The organism is Streptomyces sp. NPDC027189, assembly GCF_055566975.1.
In genome coordinates this window covers 74,636-94,146 of the sequence record NZ_JBVHRI010000008.1, presented here as the reverse complement: position 1 = coordinate 94,146, position 19,511 = coordinate 74,636, and the positions used below count along the sequence as shown (strand labels likewise).

Genomic DNA, 19,511 nt, shown 5'->3' with positions numbered 1-19,511 from the left:
CATGGACACCCCTGACGTCGGCATTCCCGAGCAGCTCGCGCGCGGTATGAGCATGGCGGAGCAGCACGAGTATCTGCGGACGAAGCTCACGCGGCGCCGCGCGCTGGTGACGGCGGGCGCGTTCGCGGGCGGCGGGCTGCTGGCCGGTTGCGCCTCGGGGACGGCGACGCGCACGTCCACCACGACGCCGAGCCCCGCCACCAGCCGCGTACCCGGCTCCGTCGTCGCGCCCTTCGGCCGCCACCTCGCCTTCGGCGCGGACCCCAAGACCCAGATGCGGATCTCCTGGCAGGTGCCGTTCGCGGTCAAGAAGCCGTACGTGCGTGTGGGGCTGACGCCCTGGGGGCTGAGCCGGAAGATCGAGGCCGAGGTCCGCGATCTGCACACGCCGGGGCTCACCGGGCAGCGGTTCGCGCTGGACCAGTACTACCTGCACGCGGCACTCGACGGCCTGCGCCCCGGAACGACGTACTACTACGGCGTCGGCCACGAGGGATTCGATCCCGCGTCCCGGGAGCGGCACTCCACGATCGGCTCCTTCCGTACGGCGCCCGCCAGTCCCGGGAAGTTCGTGTTCACCGCCTTCGGCGACCAGGGCGTCACCCCGGACGCGCTCGCCAACGACAAGGTGCTCCTTGGCCGGCATCCGTCCTTCCATCTGCACGCGGGCGACATCTGCTACGCGGACTCCGTCGGCCTCGGCAAGGATTCCGACATCTACGATCCCAGCGCCTGGGACCTGTTCCTCAAGCAGACCGAGTCGGTGGCGAAGTCGGTGCCGTGGATGGTGACGACCGGCAACCACGACATGGAGGCGTGGTACTCGCCGAACGGGTACGGGGGCCAGTCCGCACGCTGGACGCTCCCGGACAACGGCTTCGACGCGCGCAACGCGCCGGGCGTCTACTCGTTCACGTACGGCAATGTCGGGATCGTGGCTCTCGACGCGAACGACGTGTCGTACGAGATCCCGGCCAACAAGGGCTACACGGACGGCAAGCAGACGGCCTGGCTCGACAAGCGGCTCGGAGAACTGCGCGGGACGGTCGACTTCATCGTCGTCTTCTTCCACCACTGCGCGTACTCGACGTCGACGCACGCCTCCGACGGGGGCGTACGGGACGCCTGGCTGCCGCTGTTCGCCAAGCACCAGGTGGACCTGGTGATCAACGGGCACAACCACGTGTACGAGCGCACCGACGCCATCAAGGGCGGCAAGGTGGGCAAGCAGGTGCCGGTCGGCGCGTCCACCGATCCGACACGGGACGGGATCGTGTACGTCACGGCGGGCGGGGCGGGCAAGAGCCTGTACCGGTTCCCCGCCGGGGTGAAGGACAGCTACGAGGGGAAGGTCACGCACCGCGAGTCCATCGAGACCTTCCACTGGACGAAGTCGCAGCACCAGAAGCCGGACACCGTGGACTGGTCGCGGGTGAGGTACACCGGATTCTCCTTCCTCTCGGTGGAGGCGGAGGCGGGCACGTCACCCAAGCTCAAGGTGTCGGCGCTCACCCAGAGCGGCAAGCGCATCGACTACTTCGAGGTGCGGCGCGGCGAATGAGCCGCCGAGGCGCGGCGCCGAGGCTCAGCACTCCGAGGTGCGGCGCGGGGCAGGGGCCTCGCGCCGCACCCCGTGCGGGTGCGGCTCCCGGTATGTGAGGTGGTGCGACGGGTCAGTGGCCCGTCGCCCCGCCGTTGTCCCTGCGGTCGAGGGCGCGCTGGAGCGCGGCGGCGGCGTTCCTGCGGTCGGACTCGCTCGTACGGGAGATGTGACGGACTCGGCGGACGGTCGTCTCGGCCATGATGAATCGACTCCTTGCCTCCGAGAGGCCCGGGAAGGGCAGCCGGAAGTGCGGTGAGGAATTAACGAGACGCCGGAAGGGGCGGGGAGCGGTGCCGCAGGGGTTGCCTGCCAGGGGCTCCGGCTCACGACCGCCATTCGCTGGGTCGAGCGAGACGTTCGGCTCCTACAAAACTAGGCGAGGAGCGGGCATCTGTCTCCACAATTACTCGGACTTCCTACTATCTGAGACGGCGGATTGGGGCACACGCCCCTGACCTGGGACGACCGCCCGAACGGCGTCACCCGCCGTCGGGTGCAGACGGAGGGCGCCCGCCGTCGGAAGAAGGCAGAGCACACCGAGCGCCACGAACGCGACGGCGTACGCCGAGCGCGGACCCTCGGTCAGCGCCGCGCCCCCGCGCAGTGCGACCGTGACGATGGCGACGCCCAGGCCCGCGGCCAGTTGATGCGCGGTCGCGAAGAGTGCGTTGGCGTCGCGCAGCCGCTCCTGCGGGGTCTCGCTGAAGGCGATCGTCGCGTAGCTGCTGAGCCCGACCGAACGGGCGACTCCGCCGAGCACCGCGACGACCGCGATCACCGCGACCGGAGTCGCCGCGGTGAACAGCGCGCAGCCCGCGGTCGCGGCCGCGAGCCCCAGCGTGGAGACGATCAGCAGCGGCCGGAAACCGAACCGGTTGATCAGATACGTCGTCGCGGGCTTGATCCCGATGTTGCCGACGAAGACGAAGAGCACGACCGCGCCCGACTTCACCGCACTCCAGCCGAAGACCTCCTGGAAGAGCAGCGGCAGCAGGAAGGGGATGGCGGAGACGACCGCCATGTAGAGCGAGCCGTCGAGCGCCGCGGCCCGGAAGGACGGGACGTCCAGGGTGCGGAGGTTGACCAGCGGGTGCGGGGTGCCGAGCAGATGGCGTACGGCAGCCACGAGGGCGACGACGGCGATCGCGCCGGTCACGGCCGCCTCCGCCGGGGTGCTCCGGGTCTCGGAGACCAGGTGCGCGGTCCAGGTCAGCGCCGCGAGGCCGGTGCAGGTGAGCAGGACGCCGGTCACGTCGAGCGGCGGTGTCTCCCCCGGCGTGCCCGGCGCGATCAGGCGGCGCGCGACGAGGAGGGCGAGGGCGCCGAGGGGCACGTTCAGGAGGAAGATCCAGTGCCAGGAGGCGTACGTGGTGATCACGCCGCCGAGCAGGGGCGCGACGACCGGGGCGGCGAGCCCGGGCCACACGATGTAGGCGACCGCGCGCGGCAGGTCCTGCTTGGGGGTGCCGGCGAGGACGACGAGGCGGCCGACCGGCACCATCATCGCGCCGCCGACGCCCTGCAGGACGCGCATCCCGACGAGGACGCCGAGGTGGGGCGCGACGGCGCAGGCCAGCGAGGCCAGGGTGAAGACCGCGATCGCGGCGAGGAAGACGCGGCGCGGCCCGAAGCGGGCGGTGAGCCAGCCGGAGAGTGGTATGAGGACGGCGAGGGTGACGAGGTAGGCCGTGATGATCAGGCCCACGGAGGCAGGTTTGGTGTGCAGGTCGTGGGCCATCTGCGGGGCGGCCGTCGACACGATCGTGCCGTCCAGCATCTCCATGAAGAAGCAGCCCGCGACCAGGAGCGCGGTGCCGCGCTGGCGCGAATCCAACATGGGTCCAGGTTCGGGGCGGCCTTTGCTGCACACAAGGTCCGATTGCTTCATGCAGAATTGCGTCTCATGCAGCAGTCATCGGACGTGGCAGCACCTCTTCCGGACATGAACCTCCTCCCGGCCCTCGACGCCCTGCTCCGCGCGGGCAGCGTCGCGGGTGCGGCGGCCGAGCTGAACGTGTCCCCGTCGGCGATGAGCCGCACCCTCGGCCGGCTGCGCCGGGTGGTCGGCGACCCGCTCCTCGTACCGTCCGGCCGGGGCCTGACGCGCACGCCGCGCGCGCACGAGATGCAGCCCCGGGTGCAGGCGGCGCTCGCCGGCGCGGTGGCGGCGCTGCGGCCGCCGCGTGAGGCGGAACTCTCCACCCTGCGAAGGGAGTTCAGGATCCGCACGAACGACGGGGTTGCCATGTCGCTGGGCGCCCCGCTGCTGGAGCTGGCGGCCCGGGAGGCACCCGGTGTACGGCTGCGGCTGCTGCCCGAGGGCGACGAGGATCCGGCGGACCTGCGCACCCATGTCGACCTGGACGTGGGCGAGTTGCCGGACCCACTGCCGCACGATGTGCGCAGCGCGCCCCTGCACGAGCACCACTACGTGGCCGTCGCGCGCGCCGACGCCGGGTTCGCGCGCGGGCCGCTGACCGCCGTCCGGTTCGCCGCGCTGCCGCACATCACGGTGACCCGGCGCGGCCGCACGCACAGCGTGGTGGACGAACGCCTCGCCGAACTCGGCCTGCGCCGCGACATTCTGGCCACCGCGCCGACCTATGGCGCGGCCTGCTTCTTCGCCCTCCGCACGGACGCGCTGGCGCTGGTTCCGTCGGAGGTGGCGACCGAGGCGTCCCGGGTGCTGCCGCTCGCGGTACTGGAGATTCCGCTGGACCTGCCGACGGTCGCGACGGGCCAGGCCTGGCATGTTCGGGTGGACACCGATCCGGCGCATCGGTGGCTGCGGGGAGCACTCGCCAGAGTGGCCGCCACGACCGCCCCGGCTCGATGACGGCCACTCAGAGCACGTCGCCGTCACGCCAGTCGAAGACCAGTTCGTGCGCCGGGTCGAGGGGACCCGCCGTCGCGGGGCGCACGAAGGTGGTGCCCTCCTCCTCCGGCAGCCGCACGACGCCGTCCGGGCCGAGCGCGCAGATCCGGCCCGGCCAGACCTGCCAGCCCCGGGCCGTGTACAGGGTGGCTCCCTGCTCGCTCGCGGAGAGCGCCCCGAGCCCGTACGCCCCCTCGACGATCCGCTCCAGCTCGGCCATCACCCGTCCGCCGAGGCCCGTGCGGCGCGCATCGGCACGTACCCCGACCGCCTCCACATATCCGACGCGCAGCGAGCGGCCGCGATGCAGGACGCGCCGCTGAATCACCGAGCCGTGGGCCGCGAGACCGCGCTCGTCGTGCACCAGGGCGTGGATGCCGCCGAGCCCGTGGTCCCAGTCCTCGTCGCTGAAGTCCCCGTCGAAGGCGTCGTCCAGGAGGTCGCGGGCGGCGCGGAGTTCCGCGGGGGTGAGGTCCGCCGTGTGGGCGGTGCGCAGTCGGATGGTCATCGGCCCAGTATTCACGGGGCCCCACTGGTGCAGAAGCGGATCGACCGCATCGCAGATTGCTCCTATCTCTGATCCTGTGAGACACCTTGACAGCCCCACAGAGCCACTCCACCCTCACAATCATCGGATGACTGCGAGAAGGAGGGTGCCATATGTCGGTCCAATTACCGGCCAGGTCGGCCCAGTTGCGGGCCCGCTCGGCCCCATTGCGTGCCCGCACCATCGTGTTGACGCTCTGCTCCGCCCTGCTCGCCACCGCCGCCACCGCACTGCCGAGTCGCGCCGACGCCGCCGCGCCGAGCGGAACGGCCTGGGAGGTGAGGGGACCCCACGGCTCGCCGACGGCGGTCGTCGCGCTCGATCCCGCCGACGGGCACGCGACGCTCGCGGTGAGACGTGACGGCGGAACGGTCCTGGAGCCCTCCCCGGTCGGCCTGGTCACCGAACAGGCCGACTTCTCCCGGGGACTGACCTACGCCGGACGCTCCGACCGCACGGTCACCGAGCACTACACGAGCCCAACGGGCAAGTCCCGCAAGCGCGTTGTCCATATGACCGAGGCCCGCTTCCGCTTCCGCACCGCGGCCGGCGCCCGGCTCGATCTGGTGACCCGGGTCGCCCCGGACGGTGTCGCCTACCGCTACGTGCTGCCGGGCGCCCACGGCGACGTGCTCCGCGAGACCTCGGCCTTCACCCTCCCCGCCGGCTCGAACGCCCTCCTCGGCGGCTATCGCGCGGACAACGAACTGCGCTTCTCACGCTATGACTCGGCCGCGACGGCGCCGGCGGGCGCGTACATGATGCAGGCACTCTTCGGAACCCCGGGCGGGTACGCCCTGATCGCCGAGTCGGACGTCAACGGCAGCTACGCGGGCGCCCATTTGACGCACGCGGCGGACTCCTCGACGTATGGCCTGAGCCTGTGGAACGACGAGCCGATCCAGACGTCCGGCGCGCTCACCACCCCCTGGCGCGCGCTCGTCACCGGCGATCTCGCGACCGTCACCGAGTCGACCTTCGTGGACGACCTCGCCCCGGCGTCCCGCGTCCGCGACACCTCCTGGATCAAACCGGGCCCGGCTCTGTGGACCTGGCTGGCCGGCGGCAAGGAGGCGGGGCAGAGTCTGGCGGCCCAGGAGAAGTACGTGGACTACGCGGCCGATCGCGGCTGGCCGTACGAAGTCGTGGACGCGGGCTGGTACTTCAGGACCGACGCCTGGGACGTAGTCGATCCCGACTGGCAGACGGACAGCTGGATGCCGGAGCTGGTGCGCTACGCGGCGGCGAAGGGTGTCGGCATCCACGTCTGGCTGCACTACAGCCTGCTCACCGACCCGGCCGAGCGTGAGAAGTGGCTCGGGACGCTGGAGAGCTGGGGCGTCAAGGGAGTGAAGATCGACTTCATGGACTCGGAGTCCCAGGAGCGGATGCGCTGGTACGACGAGGTACTGCAGTCCACCGCCCGCCACCACCTCATGGTGAACTTCCACGGCTCGACGATCCCCAAGGGCATTCAGCGCACCTGGCCGCAGGTCATGACGATGGAGGGCGTCGGAGGCGAGGAGAAGCGCACGAACACTCCGGAGCAGCTGGCCTCGCTCCCCTTCACCCGCAATGTCATCGGCTCCATGGACTTCACTCCGGGCGCGTTCCACCGCCCGTACCGTCCCAACGTCGCTTCGGACGCGGGCGAGTTGGGTCTGACGGTCCTTTACGAGTCCGGTATCCAGAACCTCTCCGGGACCCCCGAGTCGTACGACGCCCGCCCCGAGGCCCGCCGCTATCTGGAGCAGCTTCCCGCCCGCTGGGAGGAGAGCCGCCTCCTCGCCGGCGACCCGGGCCGCTCGGCGGTCCTGGCGCGACGCGCCGCCGACGGCCGCTGGTTCATCGGCGGCACGTTCACCGGCCCGGCCCGCACGGTCGACATACCGATGCGCCTGGGCGCCGGCCGCTGGCTGATGGAGACGGTGACGGACGGCCCGTCGGGGCTGGTGCGCGAGACGCGCGCCGTACGCGGTGGCGACACCCTCGCCGTACCGGTGACGACGGACGGCGGCTTCGCGGCGATCGCCTGCCGCGCGCACGAGGGCCGTACGACCTGCGAGGACTGACCCATCAACCCCTCTAACCTCTGAAACTATCTTGACTAGTTATAGGTGAGCGTGATGCACTGCTGAAACCGTCAAAGATAGTTTCAGGGGTTAGGGGAGCCGCTCATGAACGCGCACCGGATCCACCACCGCACGACCACCGTCCGCGGCCACGAGATCCACTACCGGGAGGCAGGGCCCGCGGACGCCCCGGTGCTGCTCCTGCTGCACGGCTTCCCCACCAGCTCGCACATGTTCCGGGACCTGATGCCGCTCCTCGCCGACCGCTATCACGTGATCGCCCCCGACCACCTGGGATTCGGCCGCTCGGCGGCGCCCGCGGCCACCGAATTCCCGTACTCCTTCGCCCGGCTGGCCGAGATCACCGGCGAGTTCACCGAGCAGCTCGGGCTGAAGGAGTACGCGCTCTACATCCAGGACTACGGCGCTCCGATCGGTCTGCGCCTCGCGCTCGTGCATCCCGAGCGGGTGACGGCGATCATCACCCAGAACGGCAACGCGTACGAGGAGGGGCTGGGCGCCGAGGCCTGGGCGCCCGTCCTCGCGCTGATCGCCGAGCGCTCGCCCGAGACCGAGGCGCCGGTCCGCGAGATCAGCAGCCCCGACGGCATCAAGTGGCAGTACCTGCATGGTGTCCCCGACCCCACGCTCGTGAGCCCCGACGCCTACGCACACGACGCGGCCCTGATGGCCCGCCCCGGGCAGCCCGAGATCCAGCTCGACCTGATCTCCGACTACGGCTCCAACTTCGCCCTCTACCCGACCTTCCACGCATACTTCCGCTCCAGTCAGGTCCCCCTGTTGGCCGTCTGGGGCGCGCACGACGAGATCTTCGTCCCGGCGGGCGCGCTCGCCTTCCAGCGCGACCTCCCGAAGGCCGAGATCCACCTGCTGCCCACGGGGCACTTCGCCCTGGAGACGCACGCCGACCGGATCGCACGGCTCATGCGGGACTTCCTCGACCAGCATCTGACGACGGCCCACGGCTGAGCGGCGGATCGCCCACACGACTGATCCTCCGCGCGGCATGCGGCATCGGGCTCCGGCAGGGGGAACGGTGACGTCATGAGCGACACGACCAAAGCACTGCTCGAGGGCGGCCCGGATGACCTGCCCGAACGGATCGTCCCGATCCCGCCCCCTGGAACGGATGTGAAGATCGAGTTGCGCAACGGATACGAACACTTCAGGGCGACCCCTCGGCACGCGAACACGCCGGAGGGCAGGCTGCCCGTGTACGAGTGGTGGGAGCGGACGGAGTTCGCCGGGTAACGCCACGTCCGGCGCGGCGAGGGACGGCTGATCACCGCACCGCCGCCGTCACCGCCTCCCGGAAGCCCTTCGGGTCCTCGACCCACGGCATGTGCCCGGCCTCCGGCAGGATCACCCGCCGTACCCGGGGCAGCGCCCGCTCCAGCGAGTCGACCGCCGAGCGCGGCCGGATGTCCCGGGCGCCGTCGACGATCAGCACGGGCACGTCGAGGGACGCGCAGGCGGCGTACAGCTCCGGCGTGCCCCAGATCCGCTTCCGTTCCTCGTTGAGGGCCTTGTTGCACACGTCGTTGATCCCGAACCACGGGTCGGCCATGCGCCGGGCGTGTGCCGGCGCCCGCTCCCGGTCCTCGAACTCGGTCGACCACTGGAGCGCCGCCCGCTCCCGGTCCTCGTCCTCGGTCCGGTGCGGACGGTCCGTCAACTCCTGCCAGCGGGCCCGACGTTCGGGATCTTCACGGAGCCGGGCGAGGAAGCGGGCCACGAAGGCGGGGTACCAGTCGGCGTCCGGGCCGATGCCCGTACCGGACACATACACCAGCGCGCTCACCCGCCGCGGGTGGGCCAGCGCGTAGCTCAGCGCCAGCTGGGCGCCCCAGGAGTGGCCGAGCAGCGCCATCCGCTCCAGCCCGAAGTGCCGTCGCACGGCGTCCAGATCCGCGACGAAACGCTCGCTCGTCCAGGGGCCGGCGCACCGCTCCGACCGCCCGCACCCGCGCTGGTCCCAGCGGACGACCGGGATCACGTCCGCCAGCAGCTCGGCCACGACCGCGAACATGTCCCACAGTCCCGGCCCGCCGTGGCACAGCACCAGCGGTGCCCCCGGACCCGACCTCGCCGCCCAGAGGCGCCCGCCGTCATCGGCCTCAACCGTCTCGCTCTTCACCCGGCTCACGGGGCAAGTCTGCCCGGGCGGACATGGAAACGGGCCGGGAAGCCTGCTCGGGGGTCAGGCTTCCCGGCCCGGGTGTGCGGGGCGTGTCAGCCCATGTGCGGGTACCCGTAGTCGGTCGGCGGGACCAGCGTCTCCTTGATGGCGCGGGTCAGCGTCCAGCGCATCAGGTTCTGCGGGGCGCCGGCCTTGTCATTGGTGCCGGAGGCGCGGCCGCCGCCGAAGGGCTGCTGGCCGACGACGGCACCGGTCGACTTGTCGTTGATGTAGAAGTTGCCCGCCGCGTAGCGGAGCTTCTCCATCGTGTACGCGGCCGCCGCACGGTCGTTGGAGATGACCGAGCCGGTCAGCGCGTAGTCGGACGCCGACTCCATCTGCGTCAGCATCTCGTCGTAGTTCTCATCCTCGTAGACGTGCACGGCGAGGAACGGACCGAAGTACTCCGTCTTGAAGACCTCGTTCTCCGGGTCCGAGCACTCGACGACCGTCGGGCGCACGAAGTAGCCGACCGAGTCGTCGTACGAGCCGCCCGCGACGATCGTGCAGGACTCGTCCGCCTTCGCGCGGTCGATGGCGGCCTTGTTCTTGGCGAACGACCGCTCGTCGATGACCGCGCCGATGAAGTTCGACAGGTCGGTGACGTCACCCATGGTCAGGTAGTCGACCTCGGCCGCGAACTCCTCCTTGAAGCCGGAGTTCCAGATGGAGGCCGGGACGTACGCACGGGAGGTGGCGGAGCACTTCTGGCCCTGGTACTCGAAGGCACCACGGGTCAGGGCGGTCTTGAGGACCGCGCGGTCGGCGCTGGGGTGCGCGACCAGGAAGTCCTTGCCGCCGGTCTCGCCGACCAGGCGCGGGTACGAGCGGTACTTCTCGATGTTGTTGCCGACCGTCTTCCACAGGTACTGGAAGGTCTTGGTCGAGCCGGTGAAGTGGATGCCCGCGAGGTCGCGGTGCTCCAAGGCGACCTTGGAGACCTCGATGCCGTCGCCGGTGACGAGGTTGATGACGCCCTTGGGCAGGCCCGCCTCCTCCAGGAGCTGCATCAGCAGCACGGCCGCGTGGGTCTGCGTCGGGGACGGCTTCCACACGACCACGTTGCCCATCAGCGCGGGCGCGGTCGGCAGGTTGCCGGCGATCGCCGAGAAGTTGAACGGCGTGATCGCGTAGACGAAGCCCTCCAGCGGGCGGTGGTCGAGGCGGTTCCAGACGCCCGGCGAGTTGGCCGGGGGCTGCTCGGCGAGCAGATCACGGGCGTACTTGACGTTGAAGCGCCAGAAGTCGACCAGCTCGCAGGGACAGTCGATCTCGGCCTGCTGGGCGGTCTTCGACTGGCCGAGCATGGTGGAGGCCGCGAGGGTCTCGCGCCACGGGCCCGACAGCAGCTCGGCGGCGCGCAGGATGATCGCGGCGCGGTCGTCGAAGGACATCGCGCGCCAGGCCGGGGCGGCGGCGAGGGCCGCGTCGATGGCGTCCTGGGCGTCCTGCTGGGTGGCGTGGGCGCCGGTGCCGATGACGGCCTTGTGGTTGTGCGGCTGCACGACCTCGAAGCGCTCACCGCCGCCGAGTCGCCTCTCGCCGCCGATGGTCATGGGCAGCTCGATCGGGTTCTCGGCCAGCTCCTTGAGCTTGACCTCCAGACGGGCGCGCTCGGGCGAGCCGGGGGCGTAGCCGTGCACCGGCTCGTTGACGGGGGTGGGGACCTGGGTCACAGCGTCCATGAGCTACCTCTTCCGAGTGAATCCCTGACTTCAGCCGGAGAACCGAAGCCATGTGCGTATGTTGGTCGGCGGTCAGGGCTTGACCTTCACGAGCTCGCCGCGGCGGGCGAGTGAGAAGCCCCCACGGGGGCGGAGTCACGGGTTCCGTAGTCCTTTCCGGAACCGGGTCGGCTCAGCCGACCGATGGGCGGCAGCTGCCGTTACCCAGGATGTACCCGGATGCCGACAGCTACCGCTCAGCCCTTGGTGAGGATCGAGCGTGCGAAGAAGAGGAGGTTGGCCGGCTTCTCCGCGAGGCGCCGCATGAAGTAGCCGTACCAGTCGGTGCCGTACGCGGTGTAGACCCGCATGCGGTGGCCCTCGGCGGCGAGCCGCAGGTGCTCCTCGCTGCGGATGCCGTACAGCATCTGGAACTCGTACTCGTCCAGCTTGCGCCCGGCCTGGCGCGCGAGCTCCTGCGCGATGGAGATGAGCCGCGGGTCGTGGGACCCGATCATCGGGTACCCCTCACCCTCCATGAGGATCCTCAGGATGCGGACGTACGCCTTGTCGGTCTCGGCCTTCTGCTGGTAGGCGACCTCGGCGGGCTCCTTGTAGGCGCCCTTCACCAGGCGTACGCGGCTGCCGCTCGCGGCGAGGCGGCGGGCGTCGGCCTCGGTGCGGAACAGGTAGGCCTGGATGACGCAGCCGGTCCCCGGGAAGTCCTTCCGCAGCTCCTCGTGGATGGCGAACATCGAGTCGAGGGTGGTGTGGTCCTCGGCGTCCAGCGTGACGGTGGTGCCGATCGCGGCGGCGGCCTCGACGACCGGGCGGACATTGGCGAGGGCGAGCTCGTGACCGCCCTCCAGCGCCTGCCCGAACATCGACAGCTTGATGGACATCTCCGCCTTGGTGCCGAGGTCCAGGTCCTTGAGGTGCTCGATGAGCTCCAGGTACGCGTCCCGGGCGGCGAAGGCCTGCTCGCGGGTGGTGATGTCCTCGCCGACGACGTCGAGGGTGACCTCGAGTCCCTTTGCGACGGCGTCCTGAACGATCGGAATGACCTGGTCGACCGTCTCGCCGGCGATGAAACGGGCGACCACCTGCTTGGTGCCGGGGGCCGCCGACACGAAGCGGCGCATCTTGTCGCTGCGCGACGCGGCGAGAATCACGGGACCCAGCACGGGGCACCTCCACGGAAAGAACGGACGGCCGCGGCCCCTCAAGAGACTTTTCGGGTACGGCACGGAGAACCACCGTGAAACCTAAGGATCCCTCCGATCGTCGACCATCGACAGCTGTCACGCATCCGTGCCCTGGATCTCAGACATCTGTATGAGGCGCCGTGGAAAATGGGGCAGAATGCCCGTGTGACGGGCGATTTCAAGGCGGTCCGCGGGGCAGGCCGCGGTGAGTACCAGGAGCTGGTGGACGAGATCTCGGCGCTCCTCGGCGCCCCCGCGACGCTGGAGAACCGCGACTTCGAGCTGATCGCCTTCGGCGCGTACGACAGCGACGGCGACTTCGACGAGGCCTCACTCGACCCCGTCCGCACCCGCTCGATCCTCACGCGCCGTTCCACGTCGGCGGTCCGGACGTGGTTCGAGAGCTTCGGCATCGCGCGCGCGACGGGTCCGGTGCGCATTCCCCCGACTCCGGAAGCCGGGGTGTACAGAGGGAGAATCTGCCTCCCGGTACGCCATCGGGGGGTCGTCCTCGGTTACGTATGGCTGCTGGCCGACGAGCCCGGGCCCACCGACGCCCAGCTGGCCGCCGCGATGGAGGTCGCCTCCCGGATCGGCGCGCTGCTCGCCGACGAGGCCCAGGCCGGCGCGGACCTCACCCGCGAGCTGCGCGCCGTTCTCACCGCCGAGCGCGGCTGGCAGCGCGACATGGCCGTCGCCGAACTGCGCACCGCCCTCGGCCCGCGCGGCGACGGACTGCACACCCTCGTCTGTGTCGCCCCGTGGCCCTCGGCCGACCCGGACGACGCCCCTTCCGCCCGTACGGTGCCGGGGGCCACGGCGCTGTGCACGGTGCCGTGGGGGGCGACCGGACAGAGCCTGGCGCTCCTCGTACGACTGCGCTCGGCTGAGGTACTGACTCCGGCACTGACGGCGGCTTCGCGGTTCGTGCGGGAGGCGGAGGGTGGGCGCGGGGTGGACCGGCCCACGGGCGGTGGCGCGGCGAGCGGTGGCGCGGGAGGAGTTGAGCCGGGCGGGTCGACCGGAGCTGTATCCGGCGGGACGACCGGAGCCGCATCGGGCGGGGCGGCCGGGAGTGATCGCCCCCGGCGTGCCGCGGCCGGGGTCGCCACCGCCCGCGTGGGGCTCGCCGAACTCGGCACGACCTGGCAGGAGGCGTCCGCCGCCGCGCGCGCCGTGCTGGCCGAGCCGCGCCTCGGCCCGGTCGCCGAATGGGGGTCCATCGGGCCCTTCCGACTCCTGACCTCCCTGCCTCCGGAAGCCGCCCAGGACCCTGCCGTACGGGTCCTGCTCTCCCCCGCACATCGCGAACTCGCCCGCACGGCCGAGGTCTTCCTCGACTGCGCGGGCCAAGCCGGGCGCACAGCGGCGGAGTTGGGTATCCACCGGCAGACGCTCTACTACCGTCTCTCGCGGGTCGAACAGCTCACGGGCCTCGACCTGGACGACGGCGAGGACCGGCTGTTGCTGCACATGGCGTTGAAGGGGGCGCGGCTCTGAACGGCTCTGGCATCCGCGAGTCGATGCGCAGTGTCGGCTGAGGATGCGCAGTGAGTACGCAAATCCGGACTTTCTGCTGGTCATGCGCTCGGGGACGGTGCGGGCGGTCAACGTAAAACCGGCGGGCCGCCTGCAGGACCCGAAGATCGCCGAACCCCTGGCATGGCCGGGCGAGCTGCACGCGGCCGTACGCCATGTCGCGGACCGCGCGATCGAGTTGCGCGCAGGCAGACTCGTACCTGCCTGGCGCCTCAGCCCTGCCCCTGCCGCTGCCCCTTCGTCTCCGCGGCAGCGGCCGCGTCGATCACTCGCCGCAACCCTTCCGTGAGGTCGTCCGCAGTGGACGCACTCGGCGGGTCGAAGAGCCACTGCACCATCAGACCGTTGAGCAGCGCCTGGTAGAAGCCGCCGAGCGACCGCACGGTCCGCTCGTCGAGCGTCTCCTCGTCCAGGCCGGTCATCACCGCGACGAGCCCGGACCGCCCCTCGATCTGGGCCTTCGCCATCAGATCCCGGAGCTGCGGCACCCGGTCCCCCTGCGTGGCAATCTCCAGGCTGGCCGCCCATACGGGCCGGAATTCCTCGAAGGACTCCAGCATCCGCGCCCACACGCTGTGGAACCGTTCTACGGAGCCCCCGGGCTCGACTTCGAGCGCCGAAGCCGGGGCGAACTTCTCGCCCCACTCCTGAATCAGCTCCACGAAGGCCTGCGTCAGCAGCGCGTCCTTCGATCCGTAGTGGTAGCCGATGGACGCCAGGTTCGTCCCCGACTCCTTGACGATGTCGCGCGCCGTCGTGCGCACGAACCCCTTCTCCAGCAGGCAGCGCTTGGCGCCTTCGAGCAGATCCTCACGGTGTCCCATGCGGACCAGAGTACCCCCGATCCATACAACCGTCCTATACCGACGTCCAAAACGCACGTCTTAAACGCTCGTACTAGACAAGCGTTTAAGACGTGCGTACAGTCGCTGCCATGACGAACTCGACGAGCACAACTCCCGCACCCGGCACACCGGGTGGCCCCGCCGCCCTCGCCGGCCGCCGCGAATGGACCGCCCTCGGCGTCCTGATGCTTCCGCTGCTCCTGGTCTCGATGGACGTCTCGGTCCTCTACTTCGCGATCCCCTCGATCAGCGCGGACCTGGAACCCGGCGGCACCCAGCAGCTGTGGATCTTCGACATCTACGCGTTCGTGCTCGCCGGACTGCTGATGACGATGGGCTCGCTCGGCGACCGCATCGGCCGCCGCAAGCTCCTCCTCCTCGGCGCCGCCGCCTTCGGCACGGCCTCGGTGATCGCCGCCTACGCCAACAGCCCCGAGACCCTGATCGCCGCCCGCGCGCTCCTCGGGATCGGCGGCGCGACCCTGATGCCGTCGACGATGGCGATCATCCGGACGATGTTCACGGACTCCGGCCAGCGCGCGAAGGCGATCGGCATCTGGTCCGGCGTCATGACCGGCGGCGTCGCGCTCGGTTCGGTGATGAGCGGTGTGCTGGTCGAGTACTTCTGGTGGGGCTCGGTCTTCCTGGTCAACCTGCCCGCGATGGTGCTGCTGCTGGCCCTCGGCCCGATCATGCTCCCGGAGTCCAAGAACCCGGAGCCCGGCCGCTTCGACCTGCTCAGCGTGCCGCTGTCGATGGCGGCGGTCCTGCCCGTCATCTACGGCATCAAGGAAATCCCGTCCGAGGGCTGGAAGTTCGAGTACGTCGTCTCGATCCTCGTCGGCCTGGTCTTCACCGCGCTCTTCGTCCACCGCCAGCGCACCGCGAAGTCCCCGCTGATCTCCCCGGCTCTGTTCCGCGGCCGCGGCTTCGCGCCGGCCGTCGTCCTCAACCTGATCTCTTCCTTCGGGATGATGGGTTCGGCGTACTTCACCACCCAGTACCTGCAGTCCGTGCTCGGCAAGAGCTCCATGGAGGCCGCGCTGTGGGCGCTGCTCCCCACGGTCCTGGTCGGCGTCGCGGCCCCGGTCGCCGCGCAGCTCGTGCAGAAGGGTGTCCACCGCGCCCACGTCGTCTCCGGCGGCTTCGTCACCGCCGCCTGCGGCTACGGGCTGCTGACGCTCGCCGGTACCGACTCGATGTGGCTCGTCCTCGCCGGTGCCGGTGTCCTCGCCGCCGGAATCGTCACCGTGATGTCGCAGATGATGGACCTCGCCCTCGGCACCGTCCCCGTCGGCAACGCGGGCGCCGCGTCCTCCCTGCTGGAGACCGGCGCGGAGTTCGGCGGCGCGCTGGGCATGGCCGTCCTCGGCTCCATCGGCACGGCGGTCTACCGCCACGAGATCCCGGCCGGCGCTCCGGCCCCGGCCCACGAGACCCTGGGCGGCGCGCTGGCCGTGGCCCGGCAACTGCCGGGCGACGCGGGGCAGGCCCTGACGACGGCCGCGCGGGAGGCCTTCACCAGTGGGATGCAGGCCGCGGCGATCGCGGGGGCGGTGCTGCTGCTGGGGGCGGCGGTGCTCGCCACGACGACGCTGCGCAAGGTGCAGGTGCGCGAGGCCGCGGAGAGCGCAGAGAGCGCGGAGTCGCTCGCCTGAGGGCGCGCTTCCGGGACGGGGCCGGGGTTTTCCCCGGCCCCGTCCGGCGTTTCCCCGTGGTCGGAGCCGCAGGGGTTTTCGCCCCCTCCGCCCCTGCCCATTCCCGTACTTGGGGGCTGCGCCCCCAGACCCCCCTAAAAGATCGCGCAGTTCCCCGCGCTCCTTTTAGGGGCGCGGGGAACTGCGCGAGCAACCCCCGCCCACCCGCAGCCGAAGGCTGGTCGGGACGGGCAGGGGCGAAGGGGGCGAACACCCATCCGGTGGGCCGCACAGTGCCGCCGTACGGGTGTCAGTGCCGCGTGCCAGGATGGTCCCCGTGACACAGACATTCGGTACGCCGTTCATCGGCCGGGAGGACGAACTCGCCCGGCTCACCGGCGTGCTGGAGCGGGCGAAGCACGGCGACCCGCGCGCCGTACTGGTGGCGGGCGACGCCGGCGTCGGCAAGACCCGCACGCTGGCGGAAGCCGCGACCCACGCCGCAGCCACCGGCTTGACCGTCCTCACCGGCCACTGCGTGGACCTGGGCGACGTGGGCCTGCCGTATCTGCCGTTCACGGAAATCCTCGGCGTACTGGCCGCGGACGACAGGTTCGCCCCCGCCTTCGCGGCGCACCCGGCGGTGGACCGCCTGCTGAGCACCGGATCCGGCACCGACACCGCGCCCGACCCCGGCAGCCGCCTGCAGCTCTTCGAGGGCCTGGCCGGTCTCCTCGCCGACCTCGCCGACATCGCCCCGCTCCTCCTGATCCTCGAAGACCTGCACTGGGCGGACCAGTCCTCCCGGGATCTCCTGCGCTTCCTGCTCAGCCGCGGGCTCCTCCAGCGCCCGAGACCCGGCGCCCCCGCCCACCGCCTGGCGATCTTCGCCTCGTACCGTGCGGACGATCTGCACCGCCGCCATCCCCTGCGCCCGCTGCTCGCCGAGCTGATCAGGCTGCCCGCCGTCGACCGTGTGGAGCTGCGGCCGATGGCCGACGCCGAAGTGGCCCGGCTCGTCCGCGCGCTTCGGACGGACCCCGTGTCGGACACCACGGTCCGCCGTATCGTCGACCGGGCCGAGGGCAACGCCTTCTACGCGGAGGAGCTGCTCGCCGCCCTGCCGGGCGACTTCGACCCGGCCTCGCCCGCCATGCCGAGCGGGCTGGCCGACGTACTCCTCATCCGGATCGAGCAGCTCTCCGAGACCGCCCAGCAGGTCCTGCGCACGGCCGCCGTCGCCGGGCGCCGTGTCGAGCACGACCTGCTGCGGGACGCCGTACAACTGCCGGAGGACGAGCTGGAGTCGGCGCTGCGCGAGGCCGTCGGCCGGCAGCTGCTGGTCCCCGGCGAGGACGCCACGTACTCGTTCCGGCACGCCCTCACCCGCGAGGCCGTGTACGCCGATCTGCTGCCCGGCGAGCGCGTCCGGGTGCACGGGGCGTTCGCCAAACTGCTTGCGGGGCACGGCCGTTCGGCGGAGAGCGCGGCGGAGCGGGCCCATCACTCACGGGAGAGTCACGACCTCCCCGACGCGCTCACGGCCTCGCTCGAAGCCGCCGACCACGCCCAGCGAGTCGGCGCGCCGGCGGAAGAGCTGCACCATCTGGAGACCGCACTCAAACTGTGGACCACGGTGGACCCGGCCGCCCGCCCCCAGGGCGGCGACTCGGTGACCCTCACGCTGCGCGCCTCCGCGGCCGCCGCGCGCGCCGGCGAGGCGCACCGGGCGGTCCACCTCACCCGCGCCGCGCTCGCCAGAGCCGGTTCGGACGCCGACTCGGAACTCGCCGCCCGCGTCCGCTACACACTCGCGGGCAACCTGATGCGCATCGACAACCTGAAGGCCGCGTTCACGTACAGCAGCGAGGCGCTCGCCATGATCCCCGCCGAGCCTCCGTCGTACACCTGGGTGTGGGCGGCGGCGACGTACGTCGTGGCCGCGCGGTACGTCGGGCACGACGAGGACGCCGAGCGGGTCGCCCGCCAGGCGCTGCGCACCGCCGAGGAGCTCGAACTCGCCGACGCACAGGCCGACTTGATGATCTCCCTGGTCGGCCTGGAGGCGCACAACCGGCGTACGCCTCAGGGCCGGGACCGGCTGCGGCAGGCCCGCGAGCTGGCCCGCAGCGCGGGCAACATCCCGGTCGAGATGCGCGCGCTCTACAACCTCGCCATCGGCTGTTACGAATCCGGCGACCTCGACGAGTGTCTGACCTCGCTCGCCGACGGCCTGGACCGCGCCCGCCGCGCCGGTCTGCTCTCCTCGCCGTACGCACTGGAGCTGCGCTACCTCCAGTCCCTGGTGCTCTACACGCTGGGCCGCTGGGACGAGTGCGCGCGAGCGGCCGCCGCGGATGCCGAACGGCTGCCCGCGGCGGGCGGGTTCGCGACCGGTCCCGCGCTGTACGTCGCCCTGGCGCGCGGCGATCAGGAGACGGCCGTCGGAGGGGCCCGTGCTCTGCTCGACGGGCCCTTCGACTGGATGGCGACCCTCGTCGCGAGCATCGTCCTGACCGATGCCGCGGCACTGCGGGGCGACGCGAAGGCGGCCGTCGAGCGGGTGCACAGCGCGCTCGAAACCCTCACGGACGCTGTTGGCGCCGACCGGCCCGACGTCGGTGTGCGGCTGGCGGCGCTGGCCCTGGCCGCGGTCGCGGACTCGGCCGAGGAGGCGCGGCTGTCCGGTGACCCGGTGGGGGTCCGCCGTTGGACGGCCACCGCGACCGGGCTGGTGGAGCTGGCCAGGACCACGGCGGCCAGGGGCGAGGACGGCACCGAGCAGGGCCCCGAGGGCCGGGCCTGGCTCGCCCGCGCCGAGGCGGAGTGGACCCGCGCCCGCACCGGGCCGGACGTCGCGGCCTGGGAGAAGGCCGTCGCCGCGTTCGGCTACGGCGATCCGTACGAACTGGCGCGCTGCGGTCGGCGGCTCGCGGAAGCCCTGTTGACGGCCGATCGCCGCGCGGAGGCCGCCGAGCACGCGCGCGCGGCCCGCGACACGGCCGTCCGCCTCAGCGCCGTACCGCTGCGGGAGGACCTGGACGCCCTCATCCGTCGCGGCCGCCTCGCCGAGTCACCGTCCACCCAGGACCGCATCGCCGTACTGACGGCCCGCGAGAGCGACGTCCTGCGGCTGCTCGCGCGTGGGCGCACCAACCGCCAGATCGGCGAGGAGCTGTTCATCAGCGGCAAGACGGCCAGCGTCCACGTCTCCAACATCCTGGCCAAACTCAGCGCCGCCAGCCGCACGGAGGCGGTGGCCATCGCCTACCGCGAGGGCCTGATCGAGCCGGAGACGACGACGTCCGGCTGACCCCGTCAAAC

The 19,511-nt window shown here is 71.3% G+C and carries 15 protein-coding genes; 8 read left to right on the top strand and 7 right to left on the bottom strand.

The genetic code is table 11. The annotated features are described in order from the left end of the window. Position 1 precedes the first annotated feature (1 nt). Positions 2 to 1,561 (top strand): purple acid phosphatase family protein, encoded by a 1,560-nt coding sequence (locus ACZ4RZ_RS21165; protein ID WP_467746614.1) that lies wholly within the window; start codon positions 2 to 4, stop codon positions 1,559 to 1,561. Positions 1,562 to 1,673: 112 nt separating this feature from the next. Here ACZ4RZ_RS21165 and ACZ4RZ_RS21160 read toward each other — a convergent pair whose 3' ends face one another. Both ACZ4RZ_RS21160 and ACZ4RZ_RS21155 read right to left on the bottom strand, forming a co-directional pair. Beyond that, on the bottom strand, positions 1,674 to 1,802 hold the full coding sequence (locus ACZ4RZ_RS21160) for a hypothetical protein (RefSeq protein ID WP_467746612.1): 129 nt from the start codon (positions 1,800 to 1,802) through the stop codon (positions 1,674 to 1,676). A gap of 204 nt (positions 1,803 to 2,006) precedes the next feature. Continuing rightward, positions 2,007 to 3,440, bottom strand: a complete 1,434-nt coding sequence (locus tag ACZ4RZ_RS21155; RefSeq protein WP_467746611.1) for an MFS transporter — start codon at positions 3,438 to 3,440, stop codon at positions 2,007 to 2,009. A gap of 66 nt (positions 3,441 to 3,506) precedes the next feature. Between ACZ4RZ_RS21155 and ACZ4RZ_RS21150 the strand changes: the two genes are divergently transcribed. Continuing rightward, complete coding sequence (locus tag ACZ4RZ_RS21150) at positions 3,507 to 4,439, top strand: LysR family transcriptional regulator (protein ID WP_467746609.1); 933 nt, start codon at positions 3,507 to 3,509, stop codon at positions 4,437 to 4,439. Positions 4,440 to 4,446: 7 nt separating this feature from the next. On the opposite strand, the gene ACZ4RZ_RS21145 is transcribed toward ACZ4RZ_RS21150, so the two are convergent. Beyond that, entirely contained in the window at positions 4,447 to 4,986 is a 540-nt protein-coding gene (locus tag ACZ4RZ_RS21145; RefSeq protein WP_467746608.1) for a GNAT family N-acetyltransferase, read from the bottom strand. Between the two features lie 152 nt (positions 4,987 to 5,138). Here ACZ4RZ_RS21145 and ACZ4RZ_RS21140 point away from each other — a divergent pair, with 152 nt between their 5' ends. From ACZ4RZ_RS21140 to ACZ4RZ_RS21130, 3 genes are all read left to right on the top strand, one after another. Further along, positions 5,139 to 7,097 (top strand): glycoside hydrolase family 97 protein, encoded by a 1,959-nt coding sequence (locus ACZ4RZ_RS21140; protein ID WP_467746606.1) that lies wholly within the window; start codon positions 5,139 to 5,141, stop codon positions 7,095 to 7,097. Positions 7,098 to 7,202: 105 nt separating this feature from the next. Then, positions 7,203 to 8,087 (top strand): alpha/beta fold hydrolase, encoded by an 885-nt coding sequence (locus ACZ4RZ_RS21135; RefSeq protein WP_467746605.1) that lies wholly within the window; start codon positions 7,203 to 7,205, stop codon positions 8,085 to 8,087. Positions 8,088 to 8,162: 75 nt separating this feature from the next. After that, entirely contained in the window at positions 8,163 to 8,369 is a 207-nt protein-coding gene (locus ACZ4RZ_RS21130) for a DUF5988 family protein (protein ID WP_467746603.1), read from the top strand. A gap of 31 nt (positions 8,370 to 8,400) precedes the next feature. Here ACZ4RZ_RS21130 and ACZ4RZ_RS21125 read toward each other — a convergent pair whose 3' ends face one another. The 3 genes from ACZ4RZ_RS21125 to ACZ4RZ_RS21115 form a co-directional block, all read right to left on the bottom strand. After that, positions 8,401 to 9,264 (bottom strand): alpha/beta fold hydrolase, encoded by an 864-nt coding sequence (locus ACZ4RZ_RS21125; RefSeq protein ID WP_467746601.1) that lies wholly within the window; start codon positions 9,262 to 9,264, stop codon positions 8,401 to 8,403. A gap of 86 nt (positions 9,265 to 9,350) precedes the next feature. Continuing rightward, complete coding sequence (pruA, locus tag ACZ4RZ_RS21120; protein ID WP_467746599.1) at positions 9,351 to 10,982, bottom strand: L-glutamate gamma-semialdehyde dehydrogenase; 1,632 nt, start codon at positions 10,980 to 10,982, stop codon at positions 9,351 to 9,353. A 236-nt stretch (positions 10,983 to 11,218) separates the two neighbouring features. Next, positions 11,219 to 12,145, bottom strand: a complete 927-nt coding sequence (locus ACZ4RZ_RS21115; protein ID WP_467746597.1) for a proline dehydrogenase family protein — start codon at positions 12,143 to 12,145, stop codon at positions 11,219 to 11,221. A gap of 168 nt (positions 12,146 to 12,313) precedes the next feature. Between ACZ4RZ_RS21115 and ACZ4RZ_RS21110 the strand changes: the two genes are divergently transcribed. Continuing rightward, the gene (locus ACZ4RZ_RS21110; protein WP_467746596.1) at positions 12,314 to 13,666 is read left to right on the top strand and encodes a PucR family transcriptional regulator; all 1,353 of its coding nucleotides are present in this window, start codon (positions 12,314 to 12,316) and stop codon (positions 13,664 to 13,666) included. 251 nt (positions 13,667 to 13,917) lie between these two features. Here the strand turns inward: ACZ4RZ_RS21110 and ACZ4RZ_RS21105 are convergent, their stop codons facing one another. Beyond that, positions 13,918 to 14,529, bottom strand: coding sequence for a TetR/AcrR family transcriptional regulator (locus tag ACZ4RZ_RS21105; protein WP_467746594.1), 612 nt, complete (start codon positions 14,527 to 14,529; stop codon positions 13,918 to 13,920). A gap of 110 nt (positions 14,530 to 14,639) precedes the next feature. Between ACZ4RZ_RS21105 and ACZ4RZ_RS21100 the strand changes: the two genes are divergently transcribed. Next, on the top strand, positions 14,640 to 16,208 hold the full coding sequence (locus ACZ4RZ_RS21100; protein WP_467746592.1) for an MFS transporter: 1,569 nt from the start codon (positions 14,640 to 14,642) through the stop codon (positions 16,206 to 16,208). A 316-nt stretch (positions 16,209 to 16,524) separates the two neighbouring features. Further along, positions 16,525 to 19,500 carry an ATP-binding protein gene (locus ACZ4RZ_RS21095; RefSeq protein ID WP_467746590.1) on the top strand — a complete coding sequence of 992 codons (2,976 nt, stop codon included), beginning with the start codon at positions 16,525 to 16,527 and terminating at the stop codon, positions 19,498 to 19,500. The last annotated feature ends 11 nt before the right edge of the window (positions 19,501 to 19,511 follow it).